The following is a 17,962-nucleotide window of genomic DNA, read 5'->3' as shown; positions in this document are numbered from 1 at the left end:
ACGATCGTTAGGCACATTGTCAATGAGGTGTTTCGCGCAGGTGACGAAACACGTAGTATGGGCGCGTGAGCCACGACGCGAAGAGCGCCCCGTCTGACAGCCGTGAGCATCTGCTGCGCATCCTGTTCCACCTCAGCAAGACACCCGCGAAGCCGAGCGGGAACACCCGGGAGCGCATCTTGTCGACGGCGATCGTCCTGTTCGCCGGGCGCGGCTACGCGGGCACCTCGATGCGGCATGTGGCTACCCGGGTCGGGATCAAGGCCGCCAGCCTCTACGCGCACTTTCCGGATGGGAAGGAACAGCTCCTCCGGGAGGGGCTCGACGAGATCTTCGACGCGTTCCTGCGATTCGTGACCCAGCCGCTGGCCACCGACGCCGACACCACCGAGCAATTGCGCATCGTTCTCGGCCGCCACGTGCACTGGCAGCTGCAGTTCGCCGACAAGGCTGCCGCCTGGGACACGGCGCTCGAACAGTTCAGCCTCGACGACGAGCTACCCAACGACTACGCCGTCGAGCTGCGCTCCCGGCAAGAGCTGTACCACTCCTACGTGATGGCCCTGGTCGGCGAGCTCTCGGATATGCCGGGAGCCCGGGAACGCGCCCTCGCGATCCTCGCCCTCTGCGACCGGGCGAAGCTGTGGCACGTGAGCGGGGGCGGCTCACGTGCCACAGCGGACGAGGTGGCGGCCTTCATCTGGTCCATGGCGATGTGCCTGGTCAAGCCGGAGGAAGCCGTTACCGCCGAGAGGTCCTGAGCCGCTCGGTCTCCGCCAGGCTCAGGACGTAACCGCTCGCGGCGTCGTCGACTACGGCCACCCGGTAAACCTCGCGCGCGCGTTCCGCCGACACGAACCCGTTGCGCACGTCATCGAGCACCCGTAGCGGATCTCGTGCCTCCGGCGGGCCGTAGCCGCCACCGCCATTGGTCCGGCTGACGATCTTCTGGCCCGGCTGGACCTCCACCGCGCCCACCGTCACCAGCTCCTGCCAGGATCCGTCCGGGTGAATCAGGTGCACATCGTGCGGAACGGTCGCCTGCCCGCCCCGCACACCTGCTGGCGGCCGGCTGTTGCCGTCCACCGTGTACGCCACTGTGACCGGAGATTCGAGTGGGCCGAAGCTGACCCGAGCGCCCGGCGCGCCCCGGAAGGTGCCGGCTCCCTCGGTGTCGGCGAGAAGCCGGATCTCGTCGACAAGTATCGGGTACTTCTGCTCGGCCACCTCCACACTGTCCCGGAACATCAGGCCGGCGGCCACCGGGATCCCGTAGAACAGCCATCCGTCCTCGCCCGGTGTGCCGGGTCCGCCTGACGAGGCGAAGTACACCTGGTTGATGAACGGCACGTCGCCGGACCGGGTGTCACGCCCGGACACTACGCCGAATCCCGGGCCTTGTCCGAGAGCGCCCTCGGCGAGCCCGAATCCTTCACCGAGCTGTGCGAACGCGGCCTGCGTCGCGTTGATCAGCCGGTCCGCCACGTTGGTGGTCGCCACCGAACACGATGTCGGATGCCGAGGTATGCCGGCCACCGAGTTCTCCCGCAGCTTCACCTCGATCCGCCGGAAGCTGCCGTCGTTGTGGGGCACCTGGGTGGGCAACTGGTTGCAGATACCGATGATGACGCTGCTCAATGCCGTGGCCTCGGACAGGTTCATGCCATTCGGCACGGCGTCGATGTTCTGTGTGAGGTCCGCGACGATGCGCCCTTCGTCCGGCTTAATCGTCAGCTCGACCGTCACCGGGATGCCGTCCGGAAGCCCGGGCAGGGGGTCGTGCACGCCGGAGCCGCTGATGGTCAGCGCCGGAAGCGCCGAGATCTGCTGGACCATCCGCCGTTCGGAATAGTCGAACCACTCCTCGCAGAAGTTCCGGATCGTCTCGGGACCGTACCGTTTGACGAGCTCCTTCAACCGCCGCTCGCCGATCCTGGCCGCGCCGAGCGCGGCCAGGTAGTCCCCGTACCACTGATCGGGGACCCGGATGCGCTGCCTGCACATCCGGATGATGTCGTCGATGTTCTTGTGCTCACGCTGAACCCGGACGCACGGGAAGTTCAGCGCCCCCTCCTCGTAGATGTCCTTGGCGTGTGCCGCGTAGGTGGTCGGTTCGGCGTTTCCGCAGTCGGCCTGGTGTGCTTTCGCCACCGCGGTGAACAGGTGGACGCCATCGTGGAAGACCGGGACGAGGATGGTGTGGTCGGCGTGGTGGGTGTTGCCGTTGTAGGGATCGTTGTGCAGGAACGCGTCGCCCTCCCGGATGTCGTCGTGGAACCGCTGCATCGACCGGGTCAGGAGGTCGCTGCCGACGATATGGATGGGCAGACCCTCGGCGGCCGAGAGCAGCCGGTCGTCGGCGGTCACGATGGAGCAGGAGAAGTCTCTCGCCGTGTTCAGGATCGCGGACCTGCCGGTGCGCAGCAGCGTGTTGGTCATCTCGCGGACGATGCTGTCCATCCGGTTGGCCAGTACCGCGAGCAGCACGGGATCGACGGGTGCCCGGTCCCGGGCGCGAGTGTCGGTGGGATCAGGCATCGTCGCTCCAATCGGTGTCCACGAGATAGCTCCCCGACGGCATGACCCGAGCCCGGGTGCCGGGGGGAATGACAATGGTGGTGAGCGGCTCCTCGATGATGGCCGGGCCCGGCACGCTGAGTCCGGCGGGCAGCGTGCGTCCCTGGTAGCAGGGCGTCTCCGGGACCACCGCGCCGTCGAACACCGCCGGCCTGTGAGTCACGGGGCTCGGTCCGGCCCCCTCCCGGTCGTGAATACGCGGCTTGGCCAGCCGGGCGGTCAGCCGGCCGCGCCAGTACTGGCACTCGACGGCCTGTCCCACCTCCTTGACCGCGAAGGTCCGCTCGTGGACATCGTGGAAGCGAGCCGCGATCTCCGCCACCTCGGCTTCGGTCTCGACCCTGCCCCGGTCCAGGGGGACGTCCAGCTCCCACACCTGATGCGGGTAGCGAGCCTCCACCGAGTACTCCCGGTCGATGGCCACGTCGGCGCGCGTGTTCAGGTTCCGGACGAACTCGTCCATCCGCTCGTCGATCTCCTCCAGTACCGCGTTGACACTGTCGTGGTCGAACGACGCGGTGGTGGCGAAACGGCTCACCGTGACGTCGTTGATGATGTCGGAGAACTGTGCGCCGCACGCGCTCAGGGCGCCCGCGGATGCCGGTATCAGAACGCGCGGACATCCCAGCTCCCGGCCGAGATAGACGGCGTTCAGGCCGCCCGCGCCACCGCCGGCCACCAGAGTGCACTCTCTCGGGTCGACGCCCTGATTGACGGTGATCTCGCGGATGGCGCCGATCATCGCCTCGTTGGCGAGAGCGAGGATGGCCTCGGCCGCGGCCGTCTCGTCGATCCCGAGCGGTTCGGCCACGCGCGATCGGATAGCCTCGCGTGCGGCGTCGGCATCCAGGGCCAGCCGCCCGTCGAGGAAGTGGTCCGGGTTGAAGTATCCGACGACGACGGCCGCGTCCGTCACAGTGGGCTCCGTGCCGCCTCGGCCGTAGCAGGCTGGTCCCGGAACGGAGCCTGCGCTGGCCGGGCCGACGTTCAGCAGGCCGCCGTCGTCGATCCAGGCGATGCTTCCGCCACCAGAGCCGATGCTGGTGACCTCCACGGATGACAGCCCGGTGATGTGTCCCTGGTACTTCGGGCCCAGCCAGGTCTCTCGCGTCCGCTTGATCTGGCCGTCCTGGACGAGACTGACGTCGAAACTCGTTCCGCCGGCGTCGCACACGAGGATGTTCTGTGTGCGGGCGTCGTGGTCGGCGTACGCCCGGGCCGCGACCGGAGCCATCGACGGGCCCGAGCTGACGGTGTGCAGCGGGCGCGAGACGACTTCGGAGACCGTGAGGGCTCCTCCGGCCGATGTGACCACCACCAGGTCGCCCTGGAACCCGGCCGCGGCCAGGTCCGCCTCGATGGCGGTGAGGTGGGCTTGCATCAGCGGCTTGAGGGAGGCGTCGATCGCCGTGGACGACGTTCGCCGGTACTCCCGGATGGTGGGATTGATCTGGTGAGACAAGGTCACCGGCACGCCGGGCCAGGACTCCTCGATCAGGTGACGGACGCGCTGCTCATGCTCGGGGTTGGCGATGGACCAGAGCAGGCTGACCGCGATCGCCTCGGCTCCCGCGGCGCGGGCGGCGGCGATCGCGTGCGCGACGCTGTCCTCCTGTAGCGCGATGAGTGTGTTCCCCTGGGAATCCACCCGCTCCCGGATCTCAAAGGTGAGGTGCCGCGGGACGTACGGCTGGGGGTACGGGAGCCGGAAGTTGAACGGCTGGAGCTTTCCCCCTTCGCGAAGCGTGAGCACATCGGGGAACCCCTCCGTGCAGAACAGAGCGGTTGTGGCGGTGGTCTTTTCGATGATGGCGTTGGTCGCCCGGGTGGTCCCGTAGACGAAGACGTCGGCATCCTGGATGATCCGGGGCACCTCCACGCCGATCTCCTCGGCAGCTACCTTCAGCGCTTCCAAGGCACCGTCGAACATCCGGTCCGGCGTGGTGAGGCCCTTGCTGAAGAACAGGTGCCCGTGCGGGTCGGCCACCACCACGTCGGTGAAGGTGCCGCCCGTGTCGACCGCGATCCGATATCCCATGTCAGTTTCTCCCTTTGTGCATCGTGCGGGCGGTCCCGGAGGAGACGTGGGCGAGCCCCACGGCGACCACCAGCGCGAGGCCGTTGAAGACGTGTTCCACCCAGGCCGGGGCACCGAGCATCGACAGCCCATTCACCCCTGTGGCCAGCAGGTAGACGGCGCAGATGACGCCGAGCGGGTTGAAGAAGCCGAGCTTGAACGCGGCGATGCTGAGGAACGCTCCGGCGAACGCGGGCAGGAAGAAGTCGTTGGCGATCGTCGGGCTGCCCGAGCCGAGCCGAGCGGAGAGGACGATGCCCGCTAGCGCCGCCAGCGACGACGCCACGACCAGCGCGGCAGCGCGGGCTTTCGCCGTGTCGACGCCGGCCAGCCGGGCCGTGATCTCGGAGGCGCCGGTGGCGTACAGATACCGGCCCCACGGCCTCTTCTCGAGGACGAACCAGAGGATGAGAGCCACCGCCGCCATGTAGAAGACGGGAAGCCGGATGCCGAGGACCTCCGCATTGCCCAGCCGGGTGAGCTGCTCGGGAACGCCCTCGTAGATCACCGTGCCACCCGAGTACCACAGGCTCAGCCCGGTCAGGATGGTGCCGGTGCCGAGAGTGACCACCACGGACGGCAGTTCCCATCGGACGATCAGTAGAGCGTGGACGAGGCCGATCACCACGCCGACGGCGAGGCACGCCACGAGGGCCACCGGCACCGGCAGCTCCTGGCGAGTCGGCAGCCCGACGGCCAGCAACGAGACGAACCCGAGTACCGAGGCGATCGACAGGTCGAAGTCCTTGGCGATGAGCGGGACCATCGCCGCCATGGCCAGGATCGCCAAGACCGAGCTTTCCAGGAAGATCGTCCGCACGTTGGCCACGGTGGCGAAAGTCTCCGGGCGGAGCAGGCTGAACGTCAGCACCATCGCGGCCAGGAGCAGGAGCATCGCGTACCTGGGGAGGGCGGTCGTCACGGCAGATCATCTCCTGTTCCGTGCATCGCCGCGAGCACCTCGCTCACGGATGTCTGCGACCGGGGTGCGGCGTCGACGAGCCGTCCATGCCGGAGGACTACCACGCGGTCGCATGTGCTGAGCACCTCTTCGGGTTCCAGCGCCAGCAGGGCGACCGCCCCGCCGCGGGCGGCATAGGCGCGAACCTGTGCCAGCAGGTCCTCCTTCGCCGGCACGTCCACACCCTGGGTGATCTCCTCCGCGACGATGGCCGGTGGAGCCACGGCAAGCCATCGGCCCAGAACCACCTTCTGCTGGTTGCCGCCGCTCAGAGCGAGGATCGCGGCGCCGTGATCTCGAGGCTGGACGCCCATGTCGGTGACGAGCCGCCGGGCGAGAGCGTGCTCACGGCTCCGATCGATCCGGCCACGCCGTACGAGGCCGCGCAGCGAGGGCAGGCACAGGTTCTCCCGGACGCTGAGACCCGGGAGGACAGCCTTGTTGGGGCGGTCGCTGGGGATGTAGCCGATCGCTCCTGCGCGGCGAGCGTGGCCGGCACCGTCGACCAGGTCGACCCGGCCCGACGCGGGACGTTCCCGGCCTGCCAGCAGCCCGCCGAGTTCCTCCACGCCGCTGCCGAGCATCCCGAAGACACCGACGATCTCGCCTGCGTGCAGGGTGAGGTCGACATCCTGGATCTGCCGGCCGGACAACGACGTCGCATGCAGCACGGGTTCCCCGCGCGGGCCGCTTCGCGCCGGCGGGGCGGCCGCCCGTGTTCTCGTCCCGGTCATCGTGGCGACCAGGTCGGCGATCGACATATCCCCGACCGGCCCGGAATGGACCAGCTGGCCGTCGCGCAGGACACTCACGTCGTCGGCGAGATCGCAGACCTCTTGCAGGCGGTGCGTGATGAAGAGTATGCCCATGCCGCGGCCGGCATGCTCGCGGATGGCGCGAGTCACGATACCGATCTCGTCGGCGGGCAGGGCAGACGTCGGCTCGTCCAGGACCAGAGCGCTCGACGCGGACGTGGTGGTCCCGTCGAGCGCCCTGGCGATCGCCAGAACCACGCGCTCGGCTGTACTGAGCGCGCTGACCGGGTGGTCGAGCCGATCAGCGAGTCCGACGGGAGCCAGCGCCCGGCGAGCCAGCTCCCGTTCGGCACGCCGGTCGATCCGCAGTCCTCGCATCACCGGTGGCCGGCCGAGGACGAAGTTCTCCGTGACGGACAGCGACGACGCCAGCCCGAGGTCCTGGTGGACGAACGCCGACTCCTCGGACAGGACGGTTCCGCTGTCCGGCTCCAGGAACCCAGAGAGGCATTTGACCAGTGTCGACTTCCCGGATCCGTTGAGTCCGATCAAGGCATGCACCCGGCCCGGAGCCACCTGGAGCGAGACCTGGTCAAGCGCGGTCGTGGCCCCGAAGTGTTTCGTCAGCTTCTCGACCGCCAGGGCGGAGCTCACTCGTCCGCCTCGACGAGCCAAAGCTCCTGGTAGGAGCTGCGGTAGTCGGTGTCGCCGTCCCACGGCTGGTCGGCCGGAAGAGAATCGACATTCTGTGAGGTGATCAGCCGGAACGGCACGTTCTGCTCCACCGGCTCCTGGCCCGCGAACACCCGGTTCATGTTGTCCATCGCCGCCCATGCGCCCCACCGCATCGCCGGGCCGACCGTCGCCTCGGACAGGCCGTCGCGGATGTACTGCACGGTGGGACTGATGGCGTTGAAGGACCCGATCATCAGGTCCGAGGTCACACCGGCCGCCTCGAGCGAGGGGACGGCTTGAAGCAGCGCCGCGTCGTAAGGACCGACCAGGACGTTCATGCCCGGGTTCTGGCGCTTCGCATTGATCAGAACTTGGGGGACGCTGGTCGCCGCGTCGCTGGCGACCATGGTCCGCTCGTCGACGATCTGACAGCTCGAACAGCTCTCGAAGGTCTCCTTGGCAGCTCCGAGCCACTCGGTGACGGCCTTGAACTCCGGAGCGAAGAGCAGGAACGGCCGTGCCTCGCCTCCGGACTGCCAGATCAGGTAGCTGGCCAGGGCCTCGCCCTGGGCCGCGTTCTGCGCGTTGACCTCGAACGACACGCCGTCGTCGGACGGCGTGTTCGCGGAGTCGAACGAGCCGACCACGATTCCGGCCTGCCGGGCCCGGCGCACCGGCTCGGCCACGGCTTCACTGGAGATGGCGTTGAGAACGATCCCGTCGACCCCTTGGTCGATGGCCTCCTGGATCGCCTGGCTGTAGGACGACGGGCTGAACTGGCCGTCCTCGATCTTGATCTCCCAGCCCAGCGCCTCGGCAGCTTCCTTGGCTCCTTCGGCCGGCAGGTTGCAGCCTTCGGCGGCTAGTCCGCACGAGATCCAGACGATGCGTTTGTCGGGTTCGGCGGGCGGGCCCTCGGCCGGGCCGGTGAACGTCGTCGCCGGCTCCATCGCCGCCTCCGCCACGGCTTGGAAGCGGGCGACGTCCTCTCCGGATGTGTCACCGGTGGCCGTCTGCGCGTCCGGCGATGTGCCGCAGGCGAGACAGATCAGAGCGATCCCGGCTGTCATCGTCGCGGTGCGTAGAGGGCGGAGCGTTCTCTTGGACATCACGGCACTCTCCCCGTTCAGCGTCTGAGGACGTTTACCTAACGATCGTTAGTTTTCGGAATGCTAGAGGTGCCGCGGCGTCCCGTCAAGAGGTGGTCCAGCTCGGCCCGTCGCGCGGTCAGCGCGTGGGTGGTCCGGCGGCGATGATGGCGGAGGCATCCTCGAGCGAGGCCAGGTCCGGCGGCGATTCCAGCCACCAGGTGGCCCCAGTCTCCTGGAAAAGGTCCAGGTCACCGAGGGAGGTCGGGGCGTCGGGGCCGGCGGTCCGGCCATACGCGATGACGTCGTACCCGTCCGGGGGTGCGTCGTCCGGGAATGCCATGTCGACCGCCAGCCGGAGCTCGGCCGGCGTGATCGGCCGGGAGTTGTCCCAGGGCATCGTGATCGGAAACAGCCCCTGATGGCGCGCCGCGCGCCGGAATGGCCTGGTCGGCTGGTCGACTGTGCGGTCCACGAGTTGCGGTTTGTATTCGTCCTTGCTCATCGCCACCACGTCCGGCTCCTTCTGCGCCGGCTCCCGGTAGACGGCGCCGGCCACCCAGATCGGCGGCACCGGCTCGGGTGCCGGGAGGAAGGGCGGGGCGTCCACCTGTGGGACACTCTCACCGTCGCCACACCGTTCGGCTGGGCGTCGCCACGTGACCGGCTGTCCGCTCCAGAAGCCGACAAGCAGTTCCACCGCGTCGTCGAGTGCCACGCCGCGCTCGGGCGGAGTGGGCAGCTCCTGATTGGAGAACACGTACTCCGGCGGCTGGCCCAGGCCGATGCCCACCACCAGACGGCCTTCGGCGAGCTCCTGCAGCGCGGCCGTCTCTCGCGCGACCTTCCAGGGCCGGCGCCGGGCGAGGGGGGTCACCAGCGAGCCGATCGACTTCAGGCCCTCGGCCGAGGTGGCAGCGGCGATCGAGGCCATGGCCACCTGGGAGTCCACCAGCGGGATGTCCTCGGCGATCAGGAGGTGGTCCCAGATGAAGAAGCCGTCCCAGCCGGCCTCCTCGGCCTCGAGGGCGAGCCGGGTGAGTCCGCCGACCGTGCCATAGGACCAGCAGTTCGGGACATAGATGCCGTACTTCATGCCGTCTCCTTCGTCCGAGTCGGCCCGGCCTCGCGCCGACTAATCCTTGCGAGCCAACCTAACAAGCGTTAGGCTACGCACTGCGAGTGGACGTCGTCAACAGCCATCGGGAGAGTCCTCATGCACCGGACCGAGGCCGACACTGGCCGGCATCATCCCGCTCCGCCCCGGATCGCGGTCATCGGCGCCGGGGCGATGGGCCTCGCGGCGGCGGTCCGGGCGGCTCAGCTCGGACACCAGGTGACCGTCTTCGAACGCGATCACCCGGCGGCGGGATCGTCCGGGCTTTCCGCCGGCATCTTCAACCGGCAAGCGGTCGACCCGCTCGACATAGCCATCCGGATCGAGGCAGAGCGCTTCCTGAGTGAACTCGAGCGAGACCGCGGACTCGACCTGCGCCGGGACGGCTACATCCGGCTGGCGCGCACCGAGGAACAGCTCGCCCGGCTGGCCGGGGCACTGGAGGTAGAACGGTCGCTCGGTGTGCCGGATGCCGCGTTGCTGACCCCTCCGGAGCTGGCCGGTGTGGTTCCGGGCCTGCACGTCGAAGATTTGGCGGGGGGTCTCTACGGGCCCAGCGACGGCCACCTCGACGGACATCAGCTGTGCTCGGTGCTTGCCGGTCTCGCACGTGATCTGGGCGCGCGAATCAGAACGGAGACGGTGACCGGCCACCGCCGAGCACGCAGTGGTCGCCATATCCTCACCACCATGTCAGCCGATGGAGCCGAGTCCCACGAGGAGGCAGACGTCGTCGTCAACGCCGCCGGCGCGTGGGCATCGCAGGTCGGAGAGATGCTGGAGGCACCGGTGCCGCTGGTCCCGCAGCGTCATCAGGTAGTGCAAGTCCAGCTGCCCCGCCCGCTGGATCGCACCGTTCCCGCGGTGAACGAGTACGTCCCCGGCAGCGGCGACTACGCCCTGTACTTTCGCGGTGAAGGCCCCGCACTTCTGCTCGCCGGGCTGCACACGCACGACGTGCTCGACGGCCACGCGAGTGAGGACCCGGACCGCTTCGACCGCGGCGTCAGCGACGACTATGCGATCGAAGTCGCTCAGCGGTTGACGCTTCGGCTGCCCGGAGCCGGCGACCTGAGGTTCGCCGGCGGCTGGTCAGGGCTTTACCCGATCAGCCCCGACGGATTGCCCCAGATCGGGCCGCACCCCGACCACCCCACGGTGGTGCTCGCGTGTGGTGGTGGCGGCGTCGGCCTGACCAACGGTCTGGTCTACGGCCGGATCGCCGCGGAATGGGCCGTGCTGGGTGAGGCCCGCTCGATCCCGGAGGCGCGCCGCTACCTCCCTGGCCGTTCCTCGCTGACCGTGGTGGAAAGCCGATGAAAGTCCTCCTGACCAATGACGACGGCATCGAAGCGGCCGGGCTGTGGAGCATGCGGCGAGAACTGTGCGCCCTCGGCATGGACGTCGTGGTCGTCGCCCCGGACAGCAACCGCAGCGGCGCGGCGCGCAGGTGCACCCCCCGTCGCCCGGTGCGCTTCACCGCTCGTCACCAGTCCGACGGGCCCGTGTACGCCTGTGACGGCAGCCCCGTCGACTGCGTCCGGGGAGCCTTGCTGACCGACCGGGCCGCGGATGTGGATGCGGTGGTGGCCGGAGTCAACCACGGGCTCAACGTGGGCGACGACGCCCTCTACTCCGGCACGGTGGGTGCGGCCGTCGAGGCCGCGCTCCTCTCCCGGCCGGGACTCGCCTTCTCCCAGCAGCCCGACACCGGGGACTTCAGGTTCCGCGACCGGGGGCCACACACGTTCGAGCCCGGCACTCACGTGGCAGCGCGCCTTGTGGCCGCCGTGGCGGAAGACCCACCTCCTGGACGGTTCGCGCTCACCGTGAACCTGCCGGCCGGCGTGGAGATGGACAGCGGGCTTGACGTGACCAGGCTGAGCCGGCGCACGCACGGTGTGGGACGGGTGGTCGCCGAGCCGGACGATGCGGATCTGCTGCACCTGTACGGCCTTCCCGAGGATCCGGAGCCGGCTCTCGAGTTCGCCCCGGGGACCGATGCCGCCGCGTTGCGCGCCGGCCGGGTCTCGCTGACCCCGCTGTCGCTCGACTGGCACGATCCGGCACGTACGGCTGATCTAGACACGTGGGCACGCCGGCTGGTGGCCGGCGGACTCCCGGCCACACTCCGTTCCGACGACGCGTCCGCGAGGAGATAGCCAGATGAGCACCTACGACCCGAAGGCCCGCGGGCTTCCTCGTTTGCCGGTGATCGCCGGATCTCCAACGGACATCGGCGACACCGGAATCGTGGTCCGGAACCCCGTGACGGGCGAACCGCTGACGGAGGTACCGGATGTGGGCGACCGCGGCGTCGACCTCGCCGTGGCCGCTGCCACGTCGGCAGCCGAGAGCTGGGCCGACCTCCCACCCCGTGACCGCGCCACCAGCATGCTTCGGTTCGCGGATGCGCTCGAGGATCACGCCGATGAGCTGTCCGGGCTCGAAGCCCTCGACGTCGGCAAGCCACTGGCGCTCGCCCCGGCGGAGATCGCCAGCGCCATCGACAAGGTCAGGTTCTTCGCCGGCTCCGCCCGTGTGCTGCACGGCATCGCGGCGCAGGAGTACCGGCCGCCGTTCACCAGCTTCGTGCGGCGCGAGCCCGTCGGGGTGGTCGCCGCCCTCGCTCCGTGGAATTACCCGTTCGCGCTGGGCGTCTGGAAGATCGCACCGGCACTCGCGGCAGGCAACACCGTGGTGTTGAAGCCGTCGCCGGTTACACCGCTGTCCACGCTGCGCCTTGCTGAGATCGCCGCCGAGGTCATGCCGCCGGGCGTACTCAACGTGGTCACCGGCGGACCTTCCACAGGGGAGGCGCTGGTGCGGCATCCTGGCGTCGCGATGGTATCCGTCACCGGCGGGACGGCTACCGGTAAGGCCGTGATGCGCGCCGCATCCGAGTCGGTCAAGCGCATCCACCTGGAGCTTGGCGGCAACGCGCCGGTTCTGGTTTTCGACGACGCCGATCTCGACCGGCTCGCGGATGCCTATTTCATGGCGGCATTCCGCAACAGCGGACAGGACTGTCATGCCGCGAGCCGGGTCTACGCCGCACCCGCCATCCACGACAAGGTCGTGGAAACCATCGCCGGGGTCGCCCGGTCGGTGGTGGTGGGGAACGGCCTCGACCCGGCTACCACCATGGGCCCGCTTGTCTCCGCCGATCACCGTGATCGCGTCGCCGGCCTCGTCGAGCGGGCGCTCGGAACCGGCCGCGTCGAGCTGGTCGTGGGCGGGGCCGGCGATTGGGAGCGCGGCTACTTCTACTCGCCGACCGTCCTGCGTGGAACACGGCATGACGACGAGATCGTCCAGGAAGAGGTCTTCGGCCCTGTCGTGACGGTCACGCCGTTCTCCGGCGAGGCGGAAGCGGTCGCCATGGCCAACGGTGTGGCCCAGGGACTCGCGGCGTCGGTGTGGACGGCCGATCTCGACCGGGCCATGCGGGTGTCCCGCCGGCTCGACGTGGGCACGGTCTGGGTGAACAGCCATGGCGCCACCGTCGCGGAGATGCCGTTTGGTGGCCGGAAAGACTCCGGCTTCGGCGCGGACCTCTCGATTCACGCACTCGAGGCGCACACCAACCACAAGCATGTGGCGATAGCGGTGGCTCCGGAGAGGGGCGACGATGCGATTTGACCCCCGGCTGACGCCGGCCGACCGCACGCACGTGGCCGAACTCCTGGCTCAGCCGGATTTCGCGTTCGTCACCGAGAACGCGTCGGTCGCCCCGCTGCCGGGCGGTGCGAGCAACCGCAACTTCAAGGTCGACGACGCCGGTGGCCCGTGGGTCCTGCGCATCGCCGAGCTCGGCGTCGACCGATTCGGCATCGACCGGGCCAGAGGGCTTGCCGGTCACCGAGCGGCGGCCGCAGCCGGACTCGCTCCCGAGCTGGCCGCCGTCACGTTGCCGGAGGGACACTGCGCCTATCGTTTCGTCGACGGTGCCGTGCTCGACGCCGAACGGGTCCGCGCCGACGGCGTGATCGAGGCGCTCGGCCAGGCGCTGTACCGCATGCACGACGCGGGACCGGTCGACGGCCGCTGGTCCGCCTTCGACGACATCCGCGCCTACCTGGCCCTGGCGGAGCGGGAGGGCCTCCGGCTACCCCAGGGCATGCAAGCGCTGGCCGACTCCGCGGCCGAGGTCGGTGCCGTATTCGCCGCGTCGGCCATCCCTGATCGGCTCTGCCACAACGACCTGCAGCTGCAGAACGTGATCGTCGACGGCGAGCAGTTGCGGATCATCGACTGGGAGTACGCCGGTATGGGAAATCCCTACTTCGATCTGGGCGGAGTTTGCGTCAACGGCGAACTGGACAGCGACGAACAGGACCGGCTGCTCCTCGCGTACTTCGGTGAGGTGCGTCCCGTGGACCAGGCCCGGGTGGCACTGATGGCGTTCGTCTCGGCCGTGCGCGAGGCGGCCTGGGCGATCATTGCGAAGCCGGTGCTCACCATCGACTGGGACTACGACGCCTGGACCGACGAATATGTCGACCGGGCGCACCGGCTGCGCTCCAGCTCCCGGTTCGCCGAACGGCTCCGGCTCGCCACATGACGCGTGCTGTGCCCGCGACAGGCCCGGATATGGTGAACCGATGAGATTCGGGGTGCTTGGCCCGCTGGCGGTGTGGACGCTGGATGGAAACCCGGTGAGCATCCCTGGCCTCAAGGTTCGCGCGTTGCTGGCCGACCTGCTCGTCCATGAAGGCCGGCCGGTGCCGGCGGACCGGCTGATCGAGGATCTGTGGACGTCGGACGCGCCCGGTAACCATGCCGGGACGCTGCAGGCCAGGGTGTCCCAGCTGCGCAGGGCACTGGACGAGGCGGAGCCGGGTGCCCGGGATCTCGTGGAGTCCGGGCCGTCGGGGTACCGCCTGAACGTGGGACCCGAAGCGGTCGACGCGGGACGGTTCGGGATGCTCATCGCGCAAGCGCGAGCTCGGCGGGATCCCAGGGGAAGAGTCGCCTTGCTGACCGAGGCGCTGGCACTGTGGCGCGGACCCACCTTCGGCGAGGTCGCCGACATGGAGTTCGCGCGGGGCTCGGCGATCCGTCTCGACGAGCAGCGGCTGGTGGCGCTGGAGGACCTCGCGGAGGCACGCCTGGAGCTGGGTGAGCACACGCTGCTCGTCGGTGAGCTGGGCGACGTGGTCACGCAGCACCCCCTCCGCGAGCGGTTGCGTGCGGCACACCTGCGTGCGCTCTACGGATCAGGGCGGCAGGGCGAGGCGCTAGAAGTCTATGAGCAGCACCGCCGGCACCTGCGGGACAGTCTCGGTGCCGACCCCGGCGCGCAGCTGGTCGAATTGCACCAGGCCATCCTCCGGCAGGATCCGGACCTGGCACCGGCAGCCGGCCCAGCCATACCGGTAGCACGGCCTGCCACCAATCTCCCGGCGGCGATCTCCGCGGAGCCGGACGGCGGATTGGTGGGCAGGAGCGCAGCTATCGCGGAGCTGAAGGACGTTCTCGATGCCGCCCGGCTGGTGACGCTGACGGGTCCCGGTGGAGTCGGCAAGACCCGGCTCGCGATCGAGGTGGCCCGGACCATGGAAGGCAGGTGCCCGGACGGCAGCTGGATCGTGGAACTCGCCAGCCAGCCACGTCAGCCGGCCGCGGACGGCCTTGCCACCGGTGTCAGCTCGATCGCGACCGCTGTCGCGGCCGTACTCGGGGTCCGTGAGGACTCGGAGATGGGTGTCCCGGCGGGCGCGGAACACCTCGGTGTGACCGACCGGCTGGCGGCTGCCCTGCGCTCCAAACGGCTGCTCCTGGTGCTGGACAACTGCGAGCATGTGATCGAGCCCGCGGCCCACCTGGTCGAGCGGCTACTGAGAGCGGCACCCGGGTTGCTGGTGCTCGTGACGAGCCAGGAACCGGTACGCCTCTCCGGGGAGGTGGTCTTCCCGGTGCCGCCGCTCGAGCTGCCTGATCCGGACGCGCCATGGCGCACCTCTGCTCGGGCTGCGGCAGTTCAGTTGTTCGTCGCCCGTGCCGCCGCGACCGCGCCTGGGTTCGAGCTGTCCTCCGGCAATGCCGCGGCGGTGGTGGAGATCTGCCGCCGGCTGGACGGCATCCCACTCGCGCTCGAGCTTGCGGCTGCCCGGGTGGGGACGCTGGACGTGCGGGAGCTCGCCGCCCGCCTCGACGACCGGTTCCGGCTGCTCGCCGCCGGGCATCGCACGGCACCGCAGCGGCAGCGGACGCTCCGGGCGATGATCGACTGGAGTTGGGAACTGCTGCAGCCGCGCGAGCAGGCCGTGCTGCGCCGGCTGGCCGTTCATGCAGGAGGTTGCACGCTCGGAGCTGCCGAGGACGTATGTGCCGGGGGCGACATCACCGCGGCCGACGTCGTCGACGCCCTCGGAATCCTGGTCGACCGATCACTGGTCGCCGTCTCCGAAGGAGAAGGCACCCGGCGGTACCGATTGCTGGAGTCGGTCTTGGCATACTGCCTGCAACGGCTGGACGAGTCGGGGGAGTCGGCGGCCGTGCGCGGCGGGTATGCCGCGTATTACGCGGGCTTGGCTGAACGAACCGGCCCGCTGCTGCGTGGACACGGCCAGCGCGAGGCTCTGCGGCGACTGGACAGCGAGGCCGCCAACCTGCGTGCCGCGTTGGATATCGCCGTCCAGGCGGACGCAACGGATATCGCGCTGCGCCTGGTCAATTCGCTGGCGTGGTACTGGTTCCTCCGCGGCCGCCACCAGGAGGCGCGCCGCTGCCTGACACTTGCGCTGGGGACGGGCGCGGCGGACGGCGCTGCCCACACGGCCCGGGCGGAGGCGTCGGCATGGCTGGCCGGCGTGGCGTTCACCGACTACCAGGACGATCCGGTGGCCCGCCGCGGTGCCGCTCTCGGACTGTACGACGAGCTGGACGACCCGGCGGGCCGGGCACGCGCGCAGTGGCTGTGCGCCTTCACCATGCTGGGCTCGGGCGACATGGCGGTGGGTGAGCGCCTGGTGTCCGAGGCCTTGGCCGGTTTCCGGCGGCTCGGGGACCGGTGGGGGATCGCGGCCGCCCTGTTCACCCGTGCCGAACATGCGCTGGTGGAAGGAAGGCTCGCCGCGGTGCGGCGTGACAGCGAAGAGTCGACACTCCTGTTCGACGAGCTCGGTGACCACTGGGGACGGCTCCACCCGACACACCTGCTCGGCGTGCTGGCGGAGATCGAAGGCGACTACGCCGGTGCTGCCCGCCTGCATCGAGATGCCCTTCGTATCGCCGAGGACCTGGAACTCTGGCCGGCGGTGTCGATGCAATTGGCCAGCCTCGGCCGGGTCTCCCTGCTTGCCGGTGGCTTCGCAGAGGCCGCAGAGTTCCACCAGCGCGCGTATCGCCTGGCGGAGGAACAATCGGACGGGGCCGCCGCCGCCTTCGCCGCGATCGGCCTGGCCCTCGGCGCACGGCGCCAGGGCGAGCTCGACGACGCCGAACACCGGCTGCGGGACCTGCTCGACTGGCACGACCGCACGGGCTACCTTCCTGGCACCGCCTTGATCCTCGCTGAGCTGGGTTTCGTCGCCGAGCTGCGTGGTGACGCCGCGTCGGCTAGCGCCCTGCATACGGACGGACTGGCCGTGGCACGAAAAACAGGAGACGCCCGGGCCGTCGCGTTGGCGCTCGAAGGACTTGCCGGCGCGTCTTCGCTGATCGGCGAACATGCTCACGCGGCGAAGCTGCTCGGCGCGGCCGCGGCGGGGAGGGACGCAGCGGCCGCGCCGACGCCGCCCGCCGAGCGCGGCGACATCGACCGGATCACGGACCGGGTACGGACCGCACTCGGTAGGAGCGCGTTCGACGCCGAGTTCGCCCGGGGCGGTGAGATGGGCGCCGACGAGCTCCCGTGACGTCGGCTAGCCCCCTCGGAGCTGGCCGGCCACCTCGGCGAAGGCATGGATCTGCTCGTCGGTCGCTTCATCCGGCCAGAAGATGAACGTGTCGAATCCCGCGGCGGCGAGCGCCTTGAGCTCGTCGACCCAGTGGTCCACCGGCCCATGCAACCAGCTGGAGGTGGGTCCGTCGGTGATGGTGCCGCTCACGTCGGTGAGCCGCCGGATCGTCGCCGGGTCCCGGTCCGCGTCGGCGGCGTAGCGATCGAGTTCGTCCCGTTTGGCCAGTAGCCCGCCGAATGTGAGATGCCTCGTCCCAGGAGAGATCCAGCCATCCGCCATGGAAGCGACGACCCGCAGCATTCTCGGCCCGTCACCACCGACCCAGATGCCGATGTCATGGGCCGGAGGCGGACCCGCCTTGACCCCGCCGAGTTCGAAGTGTCGCCCACGATGATGGATGGCCTGCCGAGGCGATTCCCAGAACCGGCGGATGATGCTGATCGCCTCTTCCACCGCGGCGACCGACTCGCGTGGCTGACGTACAGGAGCGCCCATGGCCTGGCTGGCCTCGGGGTACGCCCCGGCCCCGAGGCCCAGTTCGATCCGCCCGCCGCTGAGGACGTCGAGTGAGGCGATCGCCTTGGCGAGCATCGCTGGAGGTCGCAACGGCATATGGGCGACGTCGGGGAAGAACCGGATGCGGTCGGTCCGAGCTGCCAGCCACGGCAAGAGCGTGAACGTGTCAAGGTACCGTCGCTGGTAGGGATGGTCCTGGACACCGACCAGGTCCAAGCCGAGATGTTCAGCCAGCTGGACCTGGCGCAGCAGATCAGCATGTTCGGCCGCGATGGGCACGGGGAACACG

General features: G+C 69.4%; 13 protein-coding genes. 6 read left to right on the top strand and 7 right to left on the bottom strand.

Going from position 1 to position 17,962, the window contains the following annotated elements; all coding sequences use genetic code 11:
• The first annotated feature begins 65 nt into the window (after window positions 1-65).
• Window positions 66-761: a TetR family transcriptional regulator gene (locus tag G1H11_RS19295; protein WP_163820224.1), complete on the top strand. Its 696-nt coding sequence runs from the start codon at window positions 66-68 to the stop codon at window positions 759-761.
• On the opposite strand, the gene G1H11_RS19290 is transcribed toward G1H11_RS19295, so the two are convergent.
• The 6 genes from G1H11_RS19290 to G1H11_RS19265 form a co-directional block, all read right to left on the bottom strand.
• On the bottom strand, window positions 742-2,538 hold the full coding sequence (locus G1H11_RS19290; RefSeq protein WP_163820223.1) for a hydantoinase B/oxoprolinase family protein: 1,797 nt from the start codon (window positions 2,536-2,538) through the stop codon (window positions 742-744). The genes G1H11_RS19295 and G1H11_RS19290 overlap by 20 nt on opposite strands.
• Window positions 2,531-4,615 (bottom strand): hydantoinase/oxoprolinase family protein, encoded by a 2,085-nt coding sequence (locus G1H11_RS19285; RefSeq protein WP_163820222.1) that lies wholly within the window; start codon window positions 4,613-4,615, stop codon window positions 2,531-2,533. Before G1H11_RS19285 ends, G1H11_RS19290 begins: the two co-directional genes overlap by 8 nt.
• Before the next feature lies 1 nt (window position 4,616).
• On the bottom strand, window positions 4,617-5,576 hold the full coding sequence (locus G1H11_RS19280; RefSeq protein ID WP_163820221.1) for an ABC transporter permease subunit: 960 nt from the start codon (window positions 5,574-5,576) through the stop codon (window positions 4,617-4,619).
• Window positions 5,573-7,024, bottom strand: coding sequence for an ATP-binding cassette domain-containing protein (locus G1H11_RS19275; RefSeq protein ID WP_163820220.1), 1,452 nt, complete (start codon window positions 7,022-7,024; stop codon window positions 5,573-5,575). The genes G1H11_RS19280 and G1H11_RS19275 overlap by 4 nt, the downstream gene beginning before the upstream one ends.
• Window positions 7,021-8,154, bottom strand: a complete 1,134-nt coding sequence (locus tag G1H11_RS19270) for a sugar ABC transporter substrate-binding protein (protein ID WP_163820219.1) — start codon at window positions 8,152-8,154, stop codon at window positions 7,021-7,023. Before G1H11_RS19270 ends, G1H11_RS19275 begins: the two co-directional genes overlap by 4 nt.
• Before the next feature lie 118 nt (window positions 8,155-8,272).
• Entirely contained in the window at window positions 8,273-9,229 is a 957-nt protein-coding gene (locus tag G1H11_RS19265) for an LLM class flavin-dependent oxidoreductase (protein WP_163820218.1), read from the bottom strand.
• 120 nt (window positions 9,230-9,349) lie between these two features.
• On the opposite strand from G1H11_RS19265, the gene G1H11_RS19260 reads away from it, so the two are divergent.
• Genes G1H11_RS19260 through G1H11_RS19240 form a run of 5 tightly spaced genes read left to right on the top strand, consistent with a single transcriptional unit; the run spans window position 9,350 to window position 17,112 of the window.
• Window positions 9,350-10,570: an NAD(P)/FAD-dependent oxidoreductase gene (locus tag G1H11_RS19260; protein WP_163820217.1), complete on the top strand. Its 1,221-nt coding sequence runs from the start codon at window positions 9,350-9,352 to the stop codon at window positions 10,568-10,570.
• A complete protein-coding gene (gene surE / locus G1H11_RS19255; protein ID WP_163820216.1) occupies window positions 10,567-11,412 on the top strand; it encodes a 5'/3'-nucleotidase SurE in 846 nt (281 codons plus the stop codon). The genes G1H11_RS19260 and surE overlap by 4 nt, the downstream gene beginning before the upstream one ends.
• Window positions 11,413-11,416: 4 nt before the next feature.
• Window positions 11,417-12,892: an aldehyde dehydrogenase family protein gene (locus G1H11_RS19250; RefSeq protein ID WP_163820215.1), complete on the top strand. Its 1,476-nt coding sequence runs from the start codon at window positions 11,417-11,419 to the stop codon at window positions 12,890-12,892.
• Window positions 12,882-13,814 carry a phosphotransferase gene (locus tag G1H11_RS19245; RefSeq protein WP_163820214.1) on the top strand — a complete coding sequence of 311 codons (933 nt, stop codon included), beginning with the start codon at window positions 12,882-12,884 and terminating at the stop codon, window positions 13,812-13,814. Before G1H11_RS19250 ends, G1H11_RS19245 begins: the two co-directional genes overlap by 11 nt.
• Window positions 13,815-13,854: 40 nt before the next feature.
• On the top strand, window positions 13,855-17,112 hold the full coding sequence (locus G1H11_RS19240) for an ATP-binding protein (protein ID WP_174257788.1): 3,258 nt from the start codon (window positions 13,855-13,857) through the stop codon (window positions 17,110-17,112).
• Window positions 17,113-17,118: 6 nt separating this feature from the next.
• Here G1H11_RS19240 and G1H11_RS19235 read toward each other — a convergent pair whose 3' ends face one another.
• Window positions 17,119-17,961 carry an LLM class flavin-dependent oxidoreductase gene (locus G1H11_RS19235; protein ID WP_216843932.1) on the bottom strand — a complete coding sequence of 281 codons (843 nt, stop codon included), beginning with the start codon at window positions 17,959-17,961 and terminating at the stop codon, window positions 17,119-17,121.
• Between the last annotated feature and the right edge of the window lies 1 nt (window position 17,962).

Source organism: Phytoactinopolyspora alkaliphila, assembly GCF_010550695.1.
Lineage (GTDB): Bacteria > Actinomycetota > Actinomycetes > Jiangellales > Jiangellaceae > Phytoactinopolyspora > Phytoactinopolyspora alkaliphila.
The sequence above is the reverse complement of the archived record's forward strand: the minus strand, read 5'-3'. Positions and strand labels throughout refer to the sequence as shown.